At 70.5% G+C, this 19,125-nt stretch carries 17 protein-coding genes; 13 read left to right on the top strand and 4 right to left on the bottom strand.

Annotated features, from left to right (window positions below; genetic code table 11):
* Window positions 1-59: 59 nt before the first annotated feature.
* Together M4D53_RS06615 and M4D53_RS06610 are read right to left on the bottom strand one after the other, a co-directional pair.
* Window positions 60-686, bottom strand: coding sequence for a PadR family transcriptional regulator (locus tag M4D53_RS06615; RefSeq protein WP_187663110.1), 627 nt, complete (start codon window positions 684-686; stop codon window positions 60-62).
* The gene (locus M4D53_RS06610) at window positions 683-1,522 is read right to left on the bottom strand and encodes a DUF4097 family beta strand repeat-containing protein (protein ID WP_259952873.1); all 840 of its coding nucleotides are present in this window, start codon (window positions 1,520-1,522) and stop codon (window positions 683-685) included. The genes M4D53_RS06615 and M4D53_RS06610 overlap by 4 nt, the downstream gene beginning before the upstream one ends.
* 219 nt (window positions 1,523-1,741) lie before the next feature.
* On the opposite strand from M4D53_RS06610, the gene M4D53_RS06605 reads away from it, so the two are divergent.
* From M4D53_RS06605 to M4D53_RS06595, 3 genes are all read left to right on the top strand, one after another.
* Window positions 1,742-2,638 carry a MerR family transcriptional regulator gene (locus tag M4D53_RS06605; RefSeq protein ID WP_259952870.1) on the top strand — a complete coding sequence of 299 codons (897 nt, stop codon included), beginning with the start codon at window positions 1,742-1,744 and terminating at the stop codon, window positions 2,636-2,638.
* 113 nt (window positions 2,639-2,751) lie between these two features.
* Window positions 2,752-3,135 carry a hypothetical protein gene (locus M4D53_RS06600; protein WP_259952868.1) on the top strand — a complete coding sequence of 128 codons (384 nt, stop codon included), beginning with the start codon at window positions 2,752-2,754 and terminating at the stop codon, window positions 3,133-3,135.
* Window positions 3,136-3,139: 4 nt separating this feature from the next.
* The gene (locus M4D53_RS06595) at window positions 3,140-3,946 is read left to right on the top strand and encodes a nitroreductase family protein (RefSeq protein ID WP_259952866.1); all 807 of its coding nucleotides are present in this window, start codon (window positions 3,140-3,142) and stop codon (window positions 3,944-3,946) included.
* Window position 3,947: 1 nt separating this feature from the next.
* Here the strand turns inward: M4D53_RS06595 and M4D53_RS06590 are convergent, their stop codons facing one another.
* Window positions 3,948-5,477 (bottom strand): FAD-dependent oxidoreductase, encoded by a 1,530-nt coding sequence (locus M4D53_RS06590; protein ID WP_259952865.1) that lies wholly within the window; start codon window positions 5,475-5,477, stop codon window positions 3,948-3,950.
* Window positions 5,478-5,563: 86 nt separating this feature from the next.
* Here M4D53_RS06590 and M4D53_RS06585 point away from each other — a divergent pair, with 86 nt between their 5' ends.
* The 9 genes from M4D53_RS06585 (at window position 5,564) to M4D53_RS06545 (ending at window position 15,775) form a co-directional block, all read left to right on the top strand.
* On the top strand, window positions 5,564-5,938 hold the full coding sequence (locus tag M4D53_RS06585; protein WP_259952864.1) for a CrcB family protein: 375 nt from the start codon (window positions 5,564-5,566) through the stop codon (window positions 5,936-5,938).
* Window positions 5,935-6,294, top strand: coding sequence for a fluoride efflux transporter FluC (locus M4D53_RS06580; protein WP_259952863.1), 360 nt, complete (start codon window positions 5,935-5,937; stop codon window positions 6,292-6,294). The genes M4D53_RS06585 and M4D53_RS06580 overlap by 4 nt, the downstream gene beginning before the upstream one ends.
* A gap of 112 nt (window positions 6,295-6,406) precedes the next feature.
* Window positions 6,407-7,669 carry an ABC transporter substrate-binding protein gene (locus M4D53_RS06575; RefSeq protein WP_259952860.1) on the top strand — a complete coding sequence of 421 codons (1,263 nt, stop codon included), beginning with the start codon at window positions 6,407-6,409 and terminating at the stop codon, window positions 7,667-7,669.
* Window positions 7,670-7,673: 4 nt separating this feature from the next.
* Window positions 7,674-8,636 (top strand): carbohydrate ABC transporter permease, encoded by a 963-nt coding sequence (locus M4D53_RS06570; RefSeq protein WP_259952857.1) that lies wholly within the window; start codon window positions 7,674-7,676, stop codon window positions 8,634-8,636.
* Window positions 8,629-9,519, top strand: a complete 891-nt coding sequence (locus tag M4D53_RS06565; RefSeq protein WP_259952855.1) for a carbohydrate ABC transporter permease — start codon at window positions 8,629-8,631, stop codon at window positions 9,517-9,519. Before M4D53_RS06570 ends, M4D53_RS06565 begins: the two co-directional genes overlap by 8 nt.
* Window positions 9,520-9,522: 3 nt before the next feature.
* Window positions 9,523-10,578: a LacI family DNA-binding transcriptional regulator gene (locus M4D53_RS06560; protein ID WP_187663121.1), complete on the top strand. Its 1,056-nt coding sequence runs from the start codon at window positions 9,523-9,525 to the stop codon at window positions 10,576-10,578.
* 42 nt (window positions 10,579-10,620) lie between these two features.
* Window positions 10,621-11,817 (top strand): Gfo/Idh/MocA family protein, encoded by a 1,197-nt coding sequence (locus M4D53_RS06555; protein WP_259952852.1) that lies wholly within the window; start codon window positions 10,621-10,623, stop codon window positions 11,815-11,817.
* Window positions 11,818-12,030: 213 nt separating this feature from the next.
* A complete protein-coding gene (locus tag M4D53_RS06550) occupies window positions 12,031-12,618 on the top strand; it encodes a TetR/AcrR family transcriptional regulator (RefSeq protein ID WP_187663122.1) in 588 nt (195 codons plus the stop codon).
* Window positions 12,619-12,634: 16 nt separating this feature from the next.
* Complete coding sequence (locus M4D53_RS06545) at window positions 12,635-15,775, top strand: efflux RND transporter permease subunit (RefSeq protein WP_259952849.1); 3,141 nt, start codon at window positions 12,635-12,637, stop codon at window positions 15,773-15,775.
* Window positions 15,776-15,871: 96 nt separating this feature from the next.
* Here M4D53_RS06545 and M4D53_RS06540 read toward each other — a convergent pair whose 3' ends face one another.
* The gene (locus M4D53_RS06540) at window positions 15,872-16,768 is read right to left on the bottom strand and encodes an aldose 1-epimerase family protein (protein ID WP_259952847.1); all 897 of its coding nucleotides are present in this window, start codon (window positions 16,766-16,768) and stop codon (window positions 15,872-15,874) included.
* Between the two features lie 273 nt (window positions 16,769-17,041).
* Here M4D53_RS06540 and M4D53_RS06535 point away from each other — a divergent pair, with 273 nt between their 5' ends.
* Entirely contained in the window at window positions 17,042-19,108 is a 2,067-nt protein-coding gene (locus tag M4D53_RS06535) for a DEAD/DEAH box helicase (protein ID WP_259952844.1), read from the top strand.
* Window positions 19,109-19,125: the final 17 nt, after the last annotated feature.

Raw genomic sequence — 19,125 nt, 5'->3', positions numbered from 1 at the left:
GGACGCGACGAGGCCCCGCCGATGGATGTCGGCGGGGCCTCGTGCTGTGTGATGGAGGCTCAGGAGTCCGGCTGGCTCAGCGCGACCGTCACGGTGCGGGCGGCCTGATCCAGCGCGTTCTCGAGGTCGGTGACCACCGACGCCGGGAGGACGCCGCCCTTCGCGACATGGGTGCGCAGGTCGGTGCGGACCCGTGCGCGGAAGGCGTTCACGACGGCGTCGGCGCGGTGCAGCTCCTCACGGCTGGTCAGCCGCGCATCCTCGCTCGCGGTGCGGGGCCGCGACTTCGCCGCCGCCCGGTCATCCTTGGTGGCCGTCGCCAGATCGGCGCGGAGGCTCTTCATCGCCTCCTGCACGCTCTGGCGCACCTCGTTGGCGATGAGGCGGACGGTGTCGGTGATGCCCGCCTCGATGTCGGCGAGGTCGTTCTCGCGGGAGGCGAGCTCGGCGCGCCCGGCCTCGGTGATCGCGTAGATCGTGGTGCGTCCGTCGACCGTCTTGGTGACGAGTCCCTCCTCCTCGAGCTTCGCGAGGCGCGGGTAGATCGTGCCGGCGCTCGGGGTGTACGTCCCGCCGGTGCGGTCCGTGAGGGACTGGATGATGCCGTAGCCGTGCTGCGGGGACTCCGCGAGCAGCGACAGCAGGTACAGGCGCAGATCGCCGTGGGAGAAGACCGCGGGACTCATGCTTCCCACTCCGGGTCGTTCTCGATCGTCTGCGGAGCGCGGCGGAGGACCGTCACCCCTCCGGAGACGGAGTTGGCGCGGAGGTCCACGAAGCGCCCGGCGAGCTCGCCGGACGTGCCGTTGTAGGTGCTCGGGCCGGAGGTGCTGCGCTCGACGCCGTCGATGAGGAGACGACCGCTGAGCGAGCGGATCACGTAGTTCGCCGCGAGGGACTCGTCGAGCCGGACGGTCGTGCCGCCGGAGACCGAGTTCACGGTGATCGTGTTGACATCGCCTGCGGCGTCCACCAGCGTCGACCCGGAGACGATGTCGACCGTCGCCTTGCGGATCGCTCCGGTGACGGCCACGTCGCCGGAGACGCTGTTGGCGTTGATCGAGCCGGTGAGGTTGCGCACCTGTACGTCGCCGGAGACGGAGTTCACGCCGAGGTCGCCGATGAGGGTGTCGACGATGATGTCGCCGGACACGGTGTTGAGCCGGGTGTCGTTGCGGATCCCCGACACGAGGGCGCCGGCGCTCACGACGCCCAGGGTCAGGGCGATGGAACGCGGGACGGCCACGCTCACCTCGGCGCGCGGGCCGCCGGAGCCGAAGTTCCGGAAAACCTCGAGGAAGTTGTCCCAGCCCAGCTGCGGGTGGTCGATCTCGACCTCCCCGTCGCGGGATTCGATCCGGAGGTCCTTGGTGGTGACGCCGTGCACCTCGATCCGGATGCCGGGTTCGTCGTGGGCGATGACGTCGACCTGTCCGCCGACGAGGCCCACCTTGAGCCGGGTCGCGGAGGCGATGTCGATGACGCGTTCCTCGCCGGGGGCGATGAGCCACTTCTCGGTCATGTCTGCTTCTCCTGTGTCGAGGGATTCACGATATATCGTGTTGCCGTCACGATAACACGATATATCTCGATTCCGACACCCCCTCTCTCCTTTGAATCGCCTGATTGGCCCCATCTCCGCCGGAAATAGAGCCAAGCCAGCGATTCGGAGGCGGGGTTGACCTTGACGTAGCGGCAACTTCTACGGTGGGAGGAGACCTGACACGGAAGGGGTGGGCGGATGGAATCGCGGGACTGGTCGATCCAGGAGATCGCGCGGCTGGCGGGCACGACGAGCCGGACGCTGCGGCACTACGACGACATCGGCCTGCTGCCGCCGTCGCGCATCGCGGCCAACGGCTACCGGCACTATGACGCGGCGGCACTCGTGCGACTGCAGCGGATCCTCCTGCTGCGCGAGCTCGGGCTCGGGTTGCCGCAGATCGCGGAGGTGCTGGGCCCTTCGACAGGCTCAGGGACCCAGGGTGCGGGCTCAGGGACCCAGGGTGCGGGCTCAGGGACCCAGGGTGCGGGCTCAGGGACCCAGGGTTCGGGCTCAGGGAACCAGGCGGCGGCCGAGGCGTCGGCCCTAGAGACCCACCTCGCGCTGCTGCGCGAGGAGCAGACCCGGCTGGCGCGGCAGATCGCGTCGGTCGAATCCACCATCACGGCATTGAGAGGAGGTGAGAACCTCATGGCAGAGAACATGTTCGACGGCTTCGACCACACGCAGTACAAGCAGGAGGTCGAGGACCGCTGGGGGACGAAGGCCTACGCCGACAGCGACCGCTGGTGGCGCGGGATGAGCGACGCCGAGCGCGCCGACTGGCAGCAGCGCGTGTCCGATCTCGGACGCGACTGGATCGCCGCGGCGGAGAGCGGCATCGATCCCGCGTCCGCCGAGGCACAGGAGCTCGCGCGTCGTCACGTCGCCTGGCTCACGGGCATCCCCGGCACTCCGGCCGCCGCCCTCCGGAAGGGGCCGGATGCCGCAGCCAAGGCGTACGTCATCGGACTCGGCGAGATGTACGTCGCGGACCCGCGCTTCGGTGCGAACTACGCGACGTCCGCGGGCGGCACGCAGGGTGCGGAGTTCGTCCGCGACGCGCTCCGCATCTACGCGGACGCCGCCCTCTGATCCGTCGAGCGGCCCCTTTGCGTGCGACCCACCCCGGTGCGGTCGTACTCAAGGGGGCCGCTCGTACGCAAGGGGGTGGATCGGGGGAGGAGGGGAGGGCGTAGGGTCGTGCCATGACGGGGCGACGGAAGCGCGAGCGCGACGACCGCCCCGCGTCCGGAGTCTTCGCGGCGGCGGCGACGGCCTATGCGGCGAACTGCGCCCTCGGGGCCGCGGTCGCGGCTCGGCTCATCGACACGCGTCGTTTCCGCTGGGTGCACCACGCGCTCTACATCCTGACCTGCGCGACGACCGGACTCGCCGTCGTCGTCGGTCTGGCCACCCGCACGCCGCGCAGCCGCCGCGCCGCCCTGGCCCTCCTCCCCGCTGCCGTCCCGCTGGCCGCGATCCCCTACGCCGGGACCCACACGCGCCGGCATCCCCTCGTCGCCCTCACGGCAGCGCCCTTCGTCCTCGCGGGCCTCGTGGTCTCGCGCCTCCCCTCCGACCGGAAGTGACCGTATGGAACTCCTCGACGCCATCCGCCGCCGCAAGACCACGAACGGAGCGTTCCTCCCCGACCCGGTCTCCGAGGAGCACCAGCGCATCCTCCTGGAAGCCGCAGGTCGCGCACCGTCGCAGCTCAACAGTCAGCCGTGGCGCTTCGTCGTGATCGAGAACCGGGACACGATCGACGAGATCGCGCGCATCTCCGGCGAGAGCATGACCGAGGCGATGTCGAACGGCACGTTCTTCGAGCGGTACAAGCCCTACTTCCGCTTCAGCCAGGAGGAGATGGAGGAGAAGCGCAGCGGCATGCTGTTCGACAAGCTCCCCGCGCCGCTGCGCCCCTTCACGTCGCAGGTGTTCACGAAGCGCGGCCAGACGCTGATGAACACGTTCGGGGTGCCGAAGACGCTGGGCGCGGAGAACCGCAAGCTCGTGGCCGGGTCGCCCCTCCTGCTCGGCGTCATGCTCGACCGCAGCGAGTACCGGCCGGGGCAGCTGTCGTCGTTCTACTCCGTGTTCAGCATGGGCGCGGCCATGGAGAACGTCTGGCTGACCACGGTCGAGCTGGGCATGGGCATCCAGTTCATCTCGTTCCCGATGGAGGTGCCGGGGCGCTGGGACGAGATCGTGCGGCTGCTGCGGGTGCCCGACGACCTGGAGCTCATGGCCGTGTACCGACTCGGCTATCTGCCGCCGGAGCAGCGCCGCCCGGCGATCGACTGGTCCAGCAGTCAGCGCAAGCTCGTGTCGCAGTACGTGTTCCGTGAGGACTGCGACACCCCGCAGCAGGGTTGGGACGCCCCGCCGACCCGGTCCTGAGTCACGAGCCGCCGACCGTCCGCGGCATCTGCTCGAGGTCCTTCAGAGCAGGCCCCTCGATGCGGGTGCCGTCCGCGGCGAACCGCGACGCGTGCAGCGGGCAGTCCCATGTGCACTCGGCGTCGTTCCAGTCGAGGACGCCGCCGAGGTGCGGGCACACCGCGCTGACCGCACGGGTCACGCCGTCGACGGTGGAGATGGCGACCGGGCGGCCGCCGCGGTTCGCCACCACGCCCTCGCCCTCCGCGGGTTGCGGCACCGGGACCGGCGTGGTCTCGGCCGCGACCCAGCCCTTCGTGGCCGCGGCGGCCACCTTCGCTCCCTCGACGGCGCCGCGCGCGAGGTCGGCGGGGACGGTCAGACGGGTGCCGAGGCGCAGCATCCAGGACGGACGCTCGCTGCGCTTCGTCCCGATGATCTCCTCGGTGAGCCGCAGGGCCGCGGCGGGCGCGTTCGACAGCCCCCACTTCGCGTACCCGGTGGCGATGCGGATGCGACCGAGGCCGCGCGGCAGAGCGCCGACGAAGGGGATGAGGTTGTGCGACTGGTAGTCCTGCGCGGACCAGCGGTGCGTCTCCTCCGCGTCCGGGAAGTGCAGCCGCGTCCAGGCGACGAGATCGTCGATCGCCGCGGTCTCACCGTCCGAGCGGCCGACCGGATGCCCGTTGCCGCCGACGACGAGCTGTGCCGTGTCCGCCGGACCGTCGGCAGCCGAGACCGGGCGGATCGATCGCGTGGGGCTGTCGGCGGAGATGAACGTCCCCTCCGGCACCCCGCTGGAGACCCGGAACGAGACGCAGTACGACCGCATCCCGGCGACCTTGGAGAAGTACAGGCCCCGGTCGAGGATCGGGGTCCCCGTCGCGAGGACGATGTGCTCGGCGAACATCGGGCCGGCCGTGGTCTCCACCCGAGGCTCCGGGAGGGCGTGGGTGCCCGTCACACGGACGCCGGTGTGCAGGGTGCCGCCGCCCGCGAGGAACTCCTTCGCGAGCGCGTCGGCGACGGCGACCGGGTCGATCGTCACCTGGGAATCCAATGCGACCGCGCCCGCGACGGGGAACGGCGTCGACAGCTCGCCTGCGGTGAGCAGACGCGTCGGCAGTCCCGCCTCCCGTGCGGCGGCGTGCTGGGCCCGCACCGATTCGAGCCCCTCAGGACCCTGGGCGTAGGTGTGGTCGGTCCGCTCGGTGTAGCTCAGGCCGGCGCTGTCCGCGAAACCGGTGAGCCACTCCATGCCGGCGCGGTTCGCGTCGACGTACGCCTGGACGAGCGCGGCCGGATGGTGCGTGCGGATCGTGGCGAGCTGCTGCCCCTGGAGGAGGGAGAGCTTGCCGGTGTTGCCGCCCGTCGACAGCTCCGCCACATCGCCTGCATCGACGACGACGACGTCGAGTCCGGCGCGGGTCAGGAGCACCGCGGTCGAGAGTCCCGTGAGGCCCGCCCCCACGATGAGCACGTCGTGCTGCGCGCCGGGATCGAAGGGAGTGCCGTGGGGTGCGTCCTGGTCGACCTTCCAGAGTGGCTTCATGCCGACAGTCAACGCCTGTCTCCGCCCCCACCCCAACGCCTTGACATCGGACGGCCGCACTGTCATGCGCGACTACAGTGGCCAGCGTGAGTCTCCGTCGTGTCCTGCTCGTCGCGCTCGGCGGCACGCTGGGGACGGCGGCGCGTCTGGGCCTCGGGCTCCTCCTCCCCGACCTCGGCGGGTTCCCCCTCGCGGTGCTGCCGGCCAACGTGCTGGGCGCCCTGCTCATCGGCGTCGTGGCGGCGCGGCTCCCGGCCTCGGCGGAGCTGCGGTTGCTCCTGGGCACCGGGGTCCTCGGGGGGTTCACGACCTACAGCGCCTTCATGACCGGGACGCTAGCCCTGTGGGCGTCGGCACCGCTCCTCGCCGCCGCGTATGCCGCGGTCAGCCTCGCCCTCGGCCTCCTCGCGGCGTCCGCGGGGCTCCGGCTGGGGCGCCCGCGCCGGGGAGGGGCGACGTGAGTCCGCTGCTGTTCCTCGCCGCGGCGCTCGCCGGGGGCGTCGGCGCCGTCCTGCGCTATCTCGTCGACCTCGGTGTCGCCCGGTTCGTCGGCCGACGGTTTCCGTGGGGGATCCTCATCGTCAACCTCACCGGCTCCTTCGCGCTGGGGCTCGTGACGACGGCGCTGCCGGGGGCGGCGTTCGTGCTCGGCGCTGGTCTGCTCGGGGGCTACACGACCTTCAGCACCGCGATGCTCGATGCGGTCGCGCTGTGGCGGGACGGCGAACGCGGCGCTGCGGCGTTCGACGCGCTCGGCATGCTCCTGCTCGGTCTCCTCGCCGCGGGGCTGGGGCTGGCGCTGGGATCCGCGCTCTAGATCGGTGCTTGCGAAGAACGGACGCGGCGCGCTACTCTCACTGCTAATCGTTTAACGCTAAACGGTTAACATCGCGCACCGCCTTCTCGTGCACCCGTCAAAGGAGACCTCGATGCCCCGCACCTCCCGCCGCGCCCTGGGCGCTCTCGCCGCCTCCGCGGCCGCCGTCCTGGCGCTCTCCGCCTGCTCCTCCTCCGCGACCGGGGAGTCCTCGGGCGGCGACATCACCCTCAGCTACGCGATCTGGGACGAGAACCAGAAGCCCGCGATGGAGGACATCGCCGCCGCCTATACCGAGGAGCACCCGAACGTCACGATCGAGATCCAGGTCACGCCCTACAAGGAGTACTTCACCAAGCTCCAGACCGCGGTGACGGGAGGGTCGGCCGCCGACGTGTTCTGGATGAACGGGCCGAACTTCCAGCTCTACGCCTCGAACGGCCAGCTCGCGCCGCTTGACGACGTGGACGCCTCCGACTACCCCCAGGGCCTCGTCGACCTCTACACCTACGACGACGCGCTCTACGGCGCCCCCAAGGACTTCGACACCGTCGCGCTCTGGTACAACAAGACGCTGTTCGACGCCGCCGGAGTGGAGTACCCCAGCGCCGGCTGGACCTGGGACGACTTCACCACCGCGGCCGCGAAGCTGACCGACCCCGCGAGCGGCCGGTTCGGCGTCGCCGCGAGCCAGTACGGCCAGGAGAACTTCTACAACTCGATCGCACAGGCCGGCGGCGAAGTCATCTCCGCGGACGGAACTGAGACCGGCTACGGCTCGCCCGAGGCTCTCGAGGGCGTCGAGCTGTGGACCGACCTCATCGCTGACGGCTCCTCGCCCACGGCGCAGCAGATGACGGACACGAACCCGGAGGACTTCTTCCTGTCGGGCAAGGTCGCCATGTTCCAGAACGGCTCCTGGGCCGCCATCGCCTACGCGGACAACGCCGACATCGGCGACAGCGTCGACGTGGCTCCGCTGCCCGCAGGCCCGGAGGGCAATCAGAGCGTGATCCACGGCGTCGGGAACGTCGCGAACGCCAAGAGCGCGCACGTGGAGGAGGCGAAGGACTTCGCCGCCTTCGCGAGCGGCGAGCAGGCGGCGAAGATCCAGGCCGAGACCGGCACCGTGATCCCGGCGTTCAACGGCACGCAGCAGGCCTGGGTGGATGCGCTCCCGCAGTACGACCTGCAGGTCTACATCGACGCGCTGGAGACGGCCGTCCCGTACCCGGTGTCGAAGAACACCTCCGCGTGGACGAGCATCGAGAGCGAGGTGCTGTCCCAGGTCTGGTCCGGAGCGGTCTCCCCGAAGGAAGGCCTGCAGGATCTCGCCGCGCAGATGCAGACCGCGCTGGACGCCGAGCAGGAGTGACCGGATGACCGTCCTCGCGCCTCGCGCGGTCGCCCCCGCCGCCGGGCGGGCACCGGAGGCCCCGTTCTCCGGTGTCCGGCGGCGGCGCCGGACACCCGGTGCCTCGCCGTGGTGGGCCCTCGTCTTCCTCGGGCCCACCGCCCTGGGGCTGGCCGTGTTCTACCTGTGGCCGACCGTGCGCACGCTCATCATCTCCTTCACGAAGTCCGGCCCGTTCGGCGGCTCCGAGTGGATCGGGTTCGAGAACTACGTGCGGCTGTTCCAGGACCCGGAGCTCCTCGGCGCTCTGCGCAACACCGCGGTCTACACGGTGATCGCGCTGATCGGCATCCCCCTCGCGGTCGGGATCGCCGCGCTGCTGAACACCACCGGCCTCACGGGCCGCAGCGCCTACCGCACCCTCTACTTCATCCCCGTCGTCACCATGCCCGCGGCGATCGCCCTCGTCTGGCGCATGATCTACAACGGCGACTACGGCGTCCTGAACGCCGCCCTCGGCGCGGTCGGCATCGACGGGCGGAGCTGGCTGACCGACCCGAACACCGCGTTGATCGCGATCGCCGTCGTCGGCATCTGGGCGGGACTGGGGACCAACATCGTCATCTTCCTCGCCGGACTCCAGGGCATCCCGGACACGATCATGGAGGCGGCCGACCTCGACGGGGCGGGCCCCGTGCGGAAGTTCTTCTCCATCACGATCCCGCTGCTGTCGCCGTCGATCTTCTTCGTCAGCGTCATCAGCGTGATCGGGGCTCTGCAGGTGTTCGACCTCATCTACATGATGCTCGGCCGCAGCAACCCCGCGATGCCGAACACCCGCACGGTCGTCTACCTGTTCTACGAAGCGGGTTTCCTCGACAACGACCGCGGGTACGCCGCCGCCGTCGCCTTCCTCCTGCTGCTGATCATCCTCGTGCTGACGATCGTGCAGTTCCGGCTGCAGAAGAAGTGGGTGCACTATGAGTGACGTCTCCCTCGACACCCGCGCGGTCGTCGGCGCCGCCCCCGCACGATCGCGGACGGCCGGCACGCCCCGGAACCGCGGACTGTGGATCGTGCACGTCGTGCTCATCGCCGGCGCCGCACTCATGGTGTTCCCGTTCGTCTGGCAGCTGCTGACCTCGTTCAAGACGCTGTCCGACTCGGTGCAGGTGCCGCCGTCGTTCCTCCCGCGCGAATGGGTGTTCACGAACTTCGCCGAGGTCTTCGACTCGATGCCGTTCGGCCAGATGTTCCTGAACTCCGTGCTCCTCACCGTCGGCCGCACGGTCGGGCAGGTCGCCCTGTGCACCATGGCGGGCTACGCGTTCGCGCGCATCGCCTTCCCCGGCCGGAACGCCCTGTTCGTCGTGTTCCTCTCGGTGCTCATGGTGCCCTCGCAGCTCTACCTGCTGCCGCAGTACGAGATCATCCAGGCGCTCGGCTGGCTGAACACGTTGCAGGCGCTCATCGTGCCCGGCATCTTCAGCGCCTTCGGGACCTTCCTGATGCGCCAGTTCTTCCTCTCCATGCCGGCCGAGCTGGAGGAGGCGGCGCGGATCGACGGGGCGAATCCGTGGCAGACCTTCTGGCGGATCATGGTTCCACTGGCGAAGCCTGGCATCATCGCACTTGTGGTGTTCACCGTGCTGTGGTCCTGGAACGATCTGCTGTGGCCGCTGATCGTGACGACCGACCCGGCGAAGATGCCGCTGTCTGTCGGACTCTCGCAGCTCGTCGGCATCCACGGCACCGATTACCCGGTGCTCATGGCCGGCGCCCTGCTGGCGACCCTGCCCATGCTGGTGACGTTCATGATCCTGCAGCGGCAGTTCATCCAGGGCATCGCGTTCAGCGGGACGAAGGGATGAGACATGGCACAGCGTGAGCACGCCCCCAGCCGCCGACCGACGCTGCGGATGGTGGCCGAACGTGCCGGGGTGTCGACCGCGACCGTGTCGTACGTCTTCTCCGGCCGCGCCGGTGCCAGCGGGGCCGGCGTGGCCGAGGCGACCGCGGCCCGGGTGCTCGCGGCCGCGGACGAGCTCAACTACCGTCCGAACACGGCGGCCAGGGCGATCCGCACCGGTCGCAGCGGCATGGTACAGCTCTCCCTCCACATGCTGAGCGATCCGTGGTCGCTGGCGGTGGCCGACGCCGTGAACGCCGAGGCGAACAAACACGGGCTCACGACGCTGATCCTCGCCGACGGCGACTGGCACGCGGCGCTCGACCGCGTCGAGAGCGACGTGGCATACCTCGACGGCGTCGGGCTGGACGAGGAGGACGCCCGACGGCTGGGCGACCTCGTCAAGCGCGGCCAGCGGCTCGTGGTGTTCTCGGAGCATCTGGAGCCGGACGGGTTCGACGTCATCCGCTCGGACGCGATCCCGGGGTGCGAGCTCGCGATGGACCACCTGCTGGAGCGGCACGCGGCCATCGGCTGCATCGCCGCGGAGGGCGCCGTCCGCCTCGCGGCCACGCAGGTCACGCGGTACACGCCGTATGTCGAGAAGCTCGCGGCTGCCGGCATCTCCCCGGACCCGGCATGGACCGTGACCTATGCCGAGACGCAGGCCAGCGCGTTCACCGCCGCGATCGAGCTGCTGTCGCAGGAGAACCGCCCGGACGCCGTGTACGCGACGACCGACTTCGCCGCGATCGCCGCGATCAACGCCGCCCACATGCTCGGGCTCCGCGTGCCTCACGACGTCGCGGTGGTCGGCGTCGGGAACACCCCGGACGCCCGGCTCATCGCCCCCACCCTCACCACCGTCGGCCCGACGGACTTCTACGAGCGGCAGGCGCGGATCATCGTCGAGAAGGCGCTCGAGAGCGACCCCTCACCCGGTGCGCTGCACGAGTTCCCCTGGGCCCTCGTCCCCGGCGGCTCGACCGATCTCGACGCCCCGGCTGCCCGCGGTCGCTGAGCCGCCCCCTCTTCTTCCCCCCCCTTTCACGAAGGACTTCTGTTGGACCTCCACATCGGCATCATCGGCTTCGGCGCGCGCTCCACCCTTCAGGAGGAGGTGCATCGGCCGGACCACGGCTCCCGTATCACCGCCGTCTGCGACCTCGCCCCGCGTGCCCGCGAGGACGCCAGGGCGCTCGTCCCCGACGCCCTCATCACCGACTCCCTCGACGAGCTGCTCGCGTCCGGGGTCGACGCGGTCATGGTGCTGACCCCGGACGACACGCACGCCGCGCTGACCATCCGGGCGCTGGAGGCCGGGGTGCCCGTCTTCTGCGAGAAGCCCCTCGCGATCAACCTCGCCGACGCCGACCGCATGCTGGAGACGGCGCGACGGACCGGGACCCGCCTCTACATCGGCCACAACATGCGGCACATGCCCGTGATCACGCTCATGCGCGGGCTCATCCAGGCCGGGCGCATCGGGCAGGTGAAGGCCGTGTGGGTGCGGCACTTCGTGGGGCACGGCGGCGACTTCTACTTCAAAGACTGGCACGCCGACCGGAGCCGCACCACCGGACTCCTCCTGCAGAAGGGAGCGCACGACCTCGACATCATCCACTGGCTGGCGGGGGCGTACACCGAGCAGGTGGCGGCGATGGGCGGCCTCAGCGTCTACGGCGACATCACCGACCGGCGGGACCGCACGGGTGAGCGGATGCCCGACTGGTTCAGCATGGACAACTGGCCGCCGACCGCGCTCACCGGACTCCACCCTGTGGTCGACGTCGAGGACATCTCGATGGTGAACCTGCGGCTCGAGGGCGGGATCTTCGCCTCGTACCAGCAGTGCCACTTCACCCCGGACTACTGGCGGAACTACACCGTGATCGGCACCGAGGGGCGCATCGAGAACTTCGGCGACGTGGCCGGCAGCGAGGTGAAGCTGTGGAACCGTCGGCATGCCGGGGCGGCCGACGCGGACGAGGTGTTCGTCGTGCCCGAGGTGCCCGACGCCGGACACGACGGTGCCGACGCGCTGCTCGTGGCCGAGTTCCTCCGGTTCGTGCGGCACGGGGGTCTCACGGCGACCTCTCCCGTCGCGGCGCGCGAGGCCGTGGCCGCCGGCATCCTCGCCACCGCGTCCCTCCGGGGTGACGGCTCCGCGATCGCCGTCCCCCCGCTCGACCCCGATCTCGTCGCCTACTTCGAGCGCGGCCAGACCCCCTCCTCCGCCCCGTCTTCCTCCGCCGCCTGACCCCCTCCTCCGCCCCCCACCCCGGAACGTTTTCGATCACGGGAGGAGATTCCCACCCGTGAGAGCGCGAAAAGGGACCGGGAACGGGGGTGCGGGGTGCGGAAGTGATCCGGCACGGCGGGGAGACAGGAAAGAAGCGGGCGGCCGTTCTCAGGGAGTTCACACCGGAGCGAATGTACAAACGTACATGTACGGGTGTCCAGGGGGTGAGCGATGGTGGAGAGCGCGCGTCGGCGGCGTGACCCCGAAGCGCGTCGTCGGGAGATCGTCACCGCCACGGCCGAGCTGATCGTCGAGGTCGGGGCCGACGCCATCACGCATCGGATGGTGGCCGCCAGAGCCGGAGTGCCGCTCGGGGCGACCACCCAGTACTTCGACACCCTCGACGACCTGCGCACCGCCGCCTTCCGAGCGCTCGCGGACGAGATCGAATGCCGACTCGACGGAGTACGGCAGACCCTCGCCGAACGGGGAGCCGGGGCCGACGTCATCGCGGCGCTCGTGTACGACAGCATCCACGACGGCCACGCGGTGCAGGCGGATCGAGCCGTGGTCACGGCAGCCGTGCACGATCCGCGTCTGCGCCAGCTCGCGCGCCACCTGTCCGACCGCCTCGTCGACCTCCTGGAGCCGACCTATGGCGCCGACCGGGCCCGAGCGGCGATGATCTTCATCGACGGCGTCATGTGGAGCACGCAGATCCGCGACGTCGAACTCGAACAGTCCTTCCTCGAATCCGCACTGGCGCGGATCCTCGGAGTACCCCTCTCCCTCCCATCCGCAGCGACCGCCACCCCCTGACACCGAGGACCCCGCCTTGTCGAAACTCGCCATCCTCAGCCTGAAGAACCGCGCCCTCATCGCGCTCGTGACGATCGTCGCCGCGGTGTTCGGCGGGCTCGCGCTGACCAACCTCAAGCAGGAGCTCATCCCGTCGCTCGAGCTGCCGGCGCTCGTGGTCATGACCACCTACCCCGGCGCCTCGCCCGAGGTGGTCGAGAACGACGTCTCGACGCCGATCGAGTCCGCCATCCAGGGCGTGCCCGACCTGGAGTCGACGACCGCGACGAGCACGACCAACGCCTCGATCGTGCAGGCGATGTTCTCGTACGGCACCAACCTCGCGACCGCGGAGCAGAAGATCCAGCAGGCGATCAACCGCATCTCCTCGCAGCTCCCGGAGGACGTCACGCCGCAGGTGCTCTCGGTGTCGATCGACGACTTCCCGGTGATCCAGGTCGCGGTCACGGGCTTCGAGGACGCGGACAACGCCCAGGCGCAGCTGGAGAGCGTCGCGATCCCCGATCTGGAGGACGTCGACGGGGTGAACGCGGCGGAGATCGTCGGCGGCGTCGGACAGCGCATCACCATCACCCCCGACCTCGCGAAGCTCGCCGCGGCCGGGCAGAGCAGCGAGGCGATCAGCACCGCGCTGCAGCAGAACGGCACCCTCTTCCCCGGCGGTGAGATCACCGAGGACGGCGAGACCCTCACGGTGCAGACCGGCGCCAAGATCACCTCGGTCGACGAGATCGCCGCCTTGCCTCTCGTCGGTACCGCGGTGACCATCGGCGACGTCGCGACGGTGGCCCAGGTGTCGGACCCGGTGACCTCGATCTCCCGGGTCGACGGCGAGGATGCCCTGTCGATCTCCATCACCAAGCTCCCCGCCGCCAACACGGTCGAGGTGTCGCAGGGGGTGCTGGCCGCGCTCGACGAGATCGGGGAAGCGCTCCCGGACGCCGAGTTCACGGTCGTGTTCGACCAGGCACCGTTCATCGTGCAGTCGATCGACACCCTCGCCACGGAGGGTCTGCTCGGCCTCGTGATGGCCGTGCTCGTGATCCTCGTGTTCCTGATGTCGGTGCGCTCGACGCTCGTCACCGCGATCTCGATCCCGACGTCCGTTCTCATCACCTTCATCGGGCTGCAGGCATTCGGCTACTCGCTGAACGTGCTGACCCTCGGGGCGCTCACGATCGCGATCGGCCGCGTGGTCGACGACTCCATCGTGGTGATCGAGAACATCAAGCGCCACTACGTCGGCGGCGCGGACAAGGGCGATGCGATCCGTCTCGCGGTGCGCGAGGTCGCCGCGGCCATCACCGCGTCGACCATCACGACCGTGGCGGTGTTCCTGCCGATCGTGTTCGTCGGCGACATGGTGGGCGAGCTGTTCCGTCCGTTCGCGATGACGGTCACCATCGCCATGGTCGCCTCGCTCTTCGTGGCTCTGACGATCGTGCCGGTGCTGGCGTACTGGTTCCTCAAGCCCGGCAAGCCGCTCCTCGACGAGAGCGGGAACGCGATCGACCCGGAGGACCCGGCGGCCCCGCCGACGCGGCTGCAGCGCGGCTACCGCCCCATCCTCGGCTGGACGCTGAAGCACTCGGGCATCACGGTGGCACTCGCGGTAGTGGTCCTCGCCGGGACGCTCGCCGCCGCCCCGCTGATGAAGGTGAACTTCCTCAGCGACTCCGGTCAGAACACCATGACCGTGACGCAGGACCTCGGGCCGACCGCGAGCCTGCAGGCGAAGTCCGATGCCGCTGCCCCCGTCGAGGAGGCCCTTCTCGACATCGACGGCATCGAGCACGTGCAGGCCTCCATCGGGTCGAGCGGCTCCGCGCTGCGCGACGCGTTCTCCGGCGGCGCGGGGATCACCTACTCGGTCCTCACCGACGGCGACGCCGACCAGGAGAAGCTGCGTGCCGAGGTGCAGGATGCCATCGACGGCCTCGGCGACGAGGTCGGCGAGGTCAACGTCGCGGCGTCCGCCGGTTTCGGCTCCAGCGACATCGAGATCACCGTGACGGCGGCGAACGGCGACGACCTCGCCACCGCGACCTCCGCCGTGGTGGAGGAGCTCGACGGCCGCGAGGGCATCGGGCAGGTCACGGACAACCTCGCCGAGGCCCTGCCGTACATCGCCGTGGTCGTGGACCGCGAGGCCGCCGCGCGGGTCGGACTGTCCGAGGTCGCCGTCGGGTCGATCGTGTCCAACACGATGCGTCCGCAGCAGATCGGATCGGTCGAGATCGACGACACCGCGCTGACGGTGTACCTCGTCAACCCGGAGCCGCCGACGACCGTCGCCGCGCTCCAGCAGCTCGCGATCCCCACCGCGGCGGGCATCGTGCCGCTGCAGGACATCGCGACCGTCGAGCAGCGCAACGGCCCCACCTCGATCACCACCGAGCAGGGACGCCGCACCGCGACCGTCACCGTGCCGCCCGCATCGGACAACCTCGCGGTCGCCACCCAGTCGGTCACCGAGGCGCTCGCCGCGGCGGACCTCCCGGACGGCGCCTCGGCCGAGGTCGGCGGCGTCGCCTCGCAGCAGGCCGATTCGTTCGCGCAGCTCGGCCTCGCGATGCTCGCCGCGATCCTCATCGTGTACGTGGTGATGGTGGCGACGTTCAAGTCGCTGCGGCAGCCGCTCCTGCTGCTGATCTCGGTGCCGTTCGCGGCGACCGGAGCCATCCTGCTGCAGATCGTCACGGGCGTGCCGCTGGGCGTGGCCTCGCTGATCGGCGTGCTGATGCTCATCGGCATCGTGGTGACGAACGCGATCGTGCTCGTCGACCTGGTCAACCAGTATCGGGAGAAGGGGCTGTCGACCGCGGATGCCGTGATGGCGGGTGGGGAGAAGCGTCTGCGCCCGATCCTCATGACAGCGCTCGCCACGATCCTCGCCCTCACCCCGATGGCGCTGGGGATCACGGGGCACGGCGGGTTCATCTCCCAGCCGCTGGCCATCGTGGTGATCGGCGGACTCGTCTCCTCCACGGTGCTGACGCTCATCGTGCTGCCGACGCTGTACAACCTGGTCGAGGGGGCGCGGGAGCGCCGCCGGGCCCGCAAGGGCGAGCACCACGAGGATGCCGCCCCGGTTCCGGTCCATGCGGACGGCACACCGGTCAGCCGCCGAGAGCTGCGCGAGAACCACGGCGAGTAGCCGAGCGTTCACAACTCAGGAGAAAGGCCCCGATTCCGTCGGTGAGACGAGGATCGGGGCCTTTCCGCGTGTGTTCTCCTGAGTTGTGAACCGCGGTCAAGCGAAGGAGAGGCCCCACTCCAGCGTCCAGGTCTCGCCAGAAGCCAGACGGCGCACCCCGAGGCCGCTGTTGAACGCGTCCGCCGGAGCGGTCATCGGCTCGATCGCGACGGCGAGCGGGGTTCCGGGGTAGTTCGTCGCGGTGTACACCTGCACGAAGTCGAAGCCCTCGCCCTGCCAGAGCGTGACGGTCCGGCCGTCGGGCGCGGTGAGGGTGTGCCGCACGCGGCCGTCGGGGTCGCGCACGAGGTCCGTGAACCCGGTGTCGAGCGAGACGTCGCCGACTCGGACGCCCTCGCGCAGGTCGGGGTCGGCGGGACGGGTGCCGGTCGGGAGCATGCGGTCGTCCGTCTCGAACACGGTGTGGGCCGGGACGCGGAGGACGAGGTCGTGCGGGTCGACGTCGCCGATCGTCGGGAACGGGTGCGTGCCGAGCGCGACCGGAGCCGCCGAGTCGGACCAGTTGGTGAGCGTGTGCGTGACCTCGATGCCGTCCGCGGTGAGGACGTACGCGACGGACGTCTCGATCAGGTACGGGTAGCCGGTCTGCGGGAAGACGGTCGCGCGCAGGGTCGCGGCTCCCTCCGTCTGCTCGACCGCGTAGGCGGTGTAGCGCAGGAGCCCGTGGCTGGCGGTGGTGGTCTTCGGCTCGCTGATCGCGAGCTGACGGACGGTGCCCTCGTCGTCCCAGCGGCCGTCCCGCACCCGGTTGGGCCACGGCGTCAGCACGACTCCTGAGCATGATGGCGTCGGGACGTCGAGCGGGTAGGGCGAGACGAGGTCGACCTCGCCGATGCGCAGGCCACGGAGCGAGGCGCCGACCTGGGCGATCTGCGCGGTCACGTCGCCGAGGCGGAGGTGGACCTGGGTGCCGGTGGGAGAGACGGAGTTCACCTCGACATCGTAGTGCCGCAGGCCGCCGGAGTGCGGGGGTCTCCCAGGGTCGCCGGGTAGACTGGGGCGGTCGGCTTCGGACACCCGCGCAGGGCGCGGACGTTTTTCAGTGTGTGAAGTGTGAGTCCAGGGGCCGATGGTGCGCGTCGATCGACGCGAATCAACCATCACAGGAATGGCCCCGGCCGCAGATCGTCCGGACTCCGCTGGATCGGAGTGCTCGCGCGTGCGCGCAGCGCTGTTCTCGTGCGAGAACGCAAGAAGGACACCCGAATGCCCAAGAACAAGAAGCCCCGCGGCGGTCGCGCCGCCGCGAACTTCGAGCCGCGCTACGGCGCCAAGAAGACCTCGTTCCACGACCGCCACCGACCGACCGGTGGTCGGGACACGGCCCGCGACGAGCGTCCCGCTCGCGAGGACCGCGACTCCCGGGTGACCGGCGGGTACGACCGCCGCCCCGGCAGCCGCAGCCCCGGCCACCGCGGCTATCGCCCGGAGGAGACCGAGTCCGGTGCGCCGAAGCGTCGGTGGAGCTCTCAGGAGCGCGCCGGCCGCGACGAGGCCCGCAGCATCCGCAACCGTGCGGAGTCCGGACGCCGCGAGGCCCCGCACCGCCGCGACGACCGCGCAGGCGCCGGCCGGTTCGACGACCGCTCCGAGCGTCCGCGGTACAACGACCGCGCAGGGGCCGGCCGCTTCGACGACCGTCCGCGGCGCGACGACCGCGGCGGCTCGCAGCGACAGGGCTTCCGCGACGGCGACCACCGCGACGGGGGCCGCCCGCGCTTCGACGATCGCCGGAACGAGCGTCCGCGCTTCGACCGCGACGACCGTCCGCGGCGCGATGACCGCGGGGGCGACCGCGCCCGCGGCAACGACCAGGGGGCCGACCGCTCCTACGACGCCGCCCGTGCCCGCCGCGCCTTCGACCGCGACCGCACGCAGCACTCCTTCGAGGGCGGGCGCGAGCGGCCGTCGACCGGCGGGGCCTACCGTACCGAGCGTCCGCGTCGGGACGAGCGCCCCCGCCGCGACGAGCGTCCGACCCGCAACGACTGGAACGCGAAGCCGAAGGCGGCGTTCGAGCAGGCCGACGACGTCGTCCACGAGCGCCTCGAGGCGCAGGCCGTGCAGGCCGTCGAGGTCGAGGGCATCACGTTCGCCGATCTCGGCCTCGGCTCGAACATCACCGAGACCCTGAACGGCATGGGGGCCGCGACGCCGTTCCCGATCCAGGCGGCGAGCATCCCCGCCGTCCTCGAGGGGCGCGACGTGCTCGCCCGCGGCCGCACGGGCTCCGGCAAGACCATCGCCTTCGGCGCGCCGCTCGTCGAGCGGGTGCTGAAGTCGCAGGCGGGCAAGCGTCGCGAGTTCGGCCGCTCGCCGCGCGCGATCATCCTCGCCCCGACGCGCGAGCTCGCGCTGCAGATCGACCGGACCATCCAGCCGATCGCCCGGAGCGTGGGCCTGTTCACGACGCAGATCTACGGCGGTGTGCCGCAGGGTCGTCAGGTGGGCGCGCTGAAGAAGGGCGTCGACATCGTCATCGGCACCCCCGGCCGCGTCGAGGACCTGATGAACCAGGGCAAGCTCGACCTGTCGGACTGCCGGATCGCGGTGCTCGACGAGGCCGACCACATGTGCGAGCTCGGGTTCGTCGAGCCCGTCCAGCGCATCCTCCGCCGCACGGCCGAGGGCAGCCAGAAGCTCCTGTTCTCCGCGACGCTCGACCGCGAGGTCGCGGCGCTCGTGGACGAGTTCCTCGTCGACCCCGCCGTGTTCGAGGTCGCGGGCGAAGACCAGGGCTCCAGCACGATCGAGCACCGGGTGCTCGTCATCGAGCACCGTGACAAGGCCGACATCCTCACCTCGCTCGTCGACCGCGAGGGCAAGACCCTGGTCTTCGCCCGCACCCGTGCCTACGCCGACATGCTGGCCGACCAGTTCGATGACGCGGGCATCCCCGCGGTCTCGCTGCACGGCGACCTCAACCAGGCCAAGCGCACGCGGAACCTGGAGAAGCTGACCTCGGGCCGGGTGAACGTCCTCGTGGCCACCGATGTGGCCGCGCGCGGCATCCACGTCGACGACATCGACCTCGTGGTCCAGGCCGACGCGCCGGACGAGTACAAGACGTACCTGCACCGCTCGGGTCGCACCGGTCGCGCGGGGCGCTCGGGCCGGGTCGTCACGCTCATCACGCGGCAGCGCCAGCGTCGGATGACCGAGCTGCTCGGTCGCGCCGAGATCGAGGCGCCGTTCGAGCAGGCGCGCGTGGACGACGACGTGATCGAGGAGATCGCGGGGCGCGTGCCGTCCGCCGCGGAACTCACCTCCTGACGCGTTCGGGATCAGAA

The organism is Microbacterium meiriae (assembly GCF_025143875.1).
In the GTDB taxonomy this organism is placed as follows: Bacteria; Actinomycetota; Actinomycetes; order Actinomycetales; family Microbacteriaceae; genus Microbacterium; species Microbacterium meiriae.
Note: the sequence above shows the minus strand (reverse complement) of the source record. Positions and strands in the feature narration are given on the sequence as shown.

Excerpts from the sequence above, each read along its gene's own strand:
- M4D53_RS06615 (WP_187663110.1), bottom strand. The coding sequence starts at position 686 with ATGAGTCCCGCGGTCTTCTCCCACGGCGATCTGCGCCTGTACCTGCTG.
- M4D53_RS06610 (WP_259952873.1), bottom strand. The coding sequence starts at position 1,522 with ATGACCGAGAAGTGGCTCATCGCCCCCGGCGAGGAACGCGTCATCGAC.
- M4D53_RS06605 (WP_259952870.1), top strand. The coding sequence starts at position 1,742 with ATGGAATCGCGGGACTGGTCGATCCAGGAGATCGCGCGGCTGGCGGGC.
- M4D53_RS06600 (WP_259952868.1), top strand. The coding sequence starts at position 2,752 with ATGACGGGGCGACGGAAGCGCGAGCGCGACGACCGCCCCGCGTCCGGA.
- M4D53_RS06595 (WP_259952866.1), top strand. The coding sequence starts at position 3,140 with ATGGAACTCCTCGACGCCATCCGCCGCCGCAAGACCACGAACGGAGCG.
- M4D53_RS06590 (WP_259952865.1), bottom strand. The coding sequence starts at position 5,477 with ATGAAGCCACTCTGGAAGGTCGACCAGGACGCACCCCACGGCACTCCC.
- M4D53_RS06575 (WP_259952860.1), top strand. The coding sequence starts at position 6,407 with ATGCCCCGCACCTCCCGCCGCGCCCTGGGCGCTCTCGCCGCCTCCGCG.
- M4D53_RS06570 (WP_259952857.1), top strand. The coding sequence starts at position 7,674 with ATGACCGTCCTCGCGCCTCGCGCGGTCGCCCCCGCCGCCGGGCGGGCA.
- M4D53_RS06565 (WP_259952855.1), top strand. The coding sequence starts at position 8,629 with ATGAGTGACGTCTCCCTCGACACCCGCGCGGTCGTCGGCGCCGCCCCC.
- M4D53_RS06560 (WP_187663121.1), top strand. The coding sequence starts at position 9,523 with ATGGCACAGCGTGAGCACGCCCCCAGCCGCCGACCGACGCTGCGGATG.
- M4D53_RS06550 (WP_187663122.1), top strand. The coding sequence starts at position 12,031 with ATGGTGGAGAGCGCGCGTCGGCGGCGTGACCCCGAAGCGCGTCGTCGG.
- M4D53_RS06535 (WP_259952844.1), top strand. The coding sequence starts at position 17,042 with ATGCCCAAGAACAAGAAGCCCCGCGGCGGTCGCGCCGCCGCGAACTTC.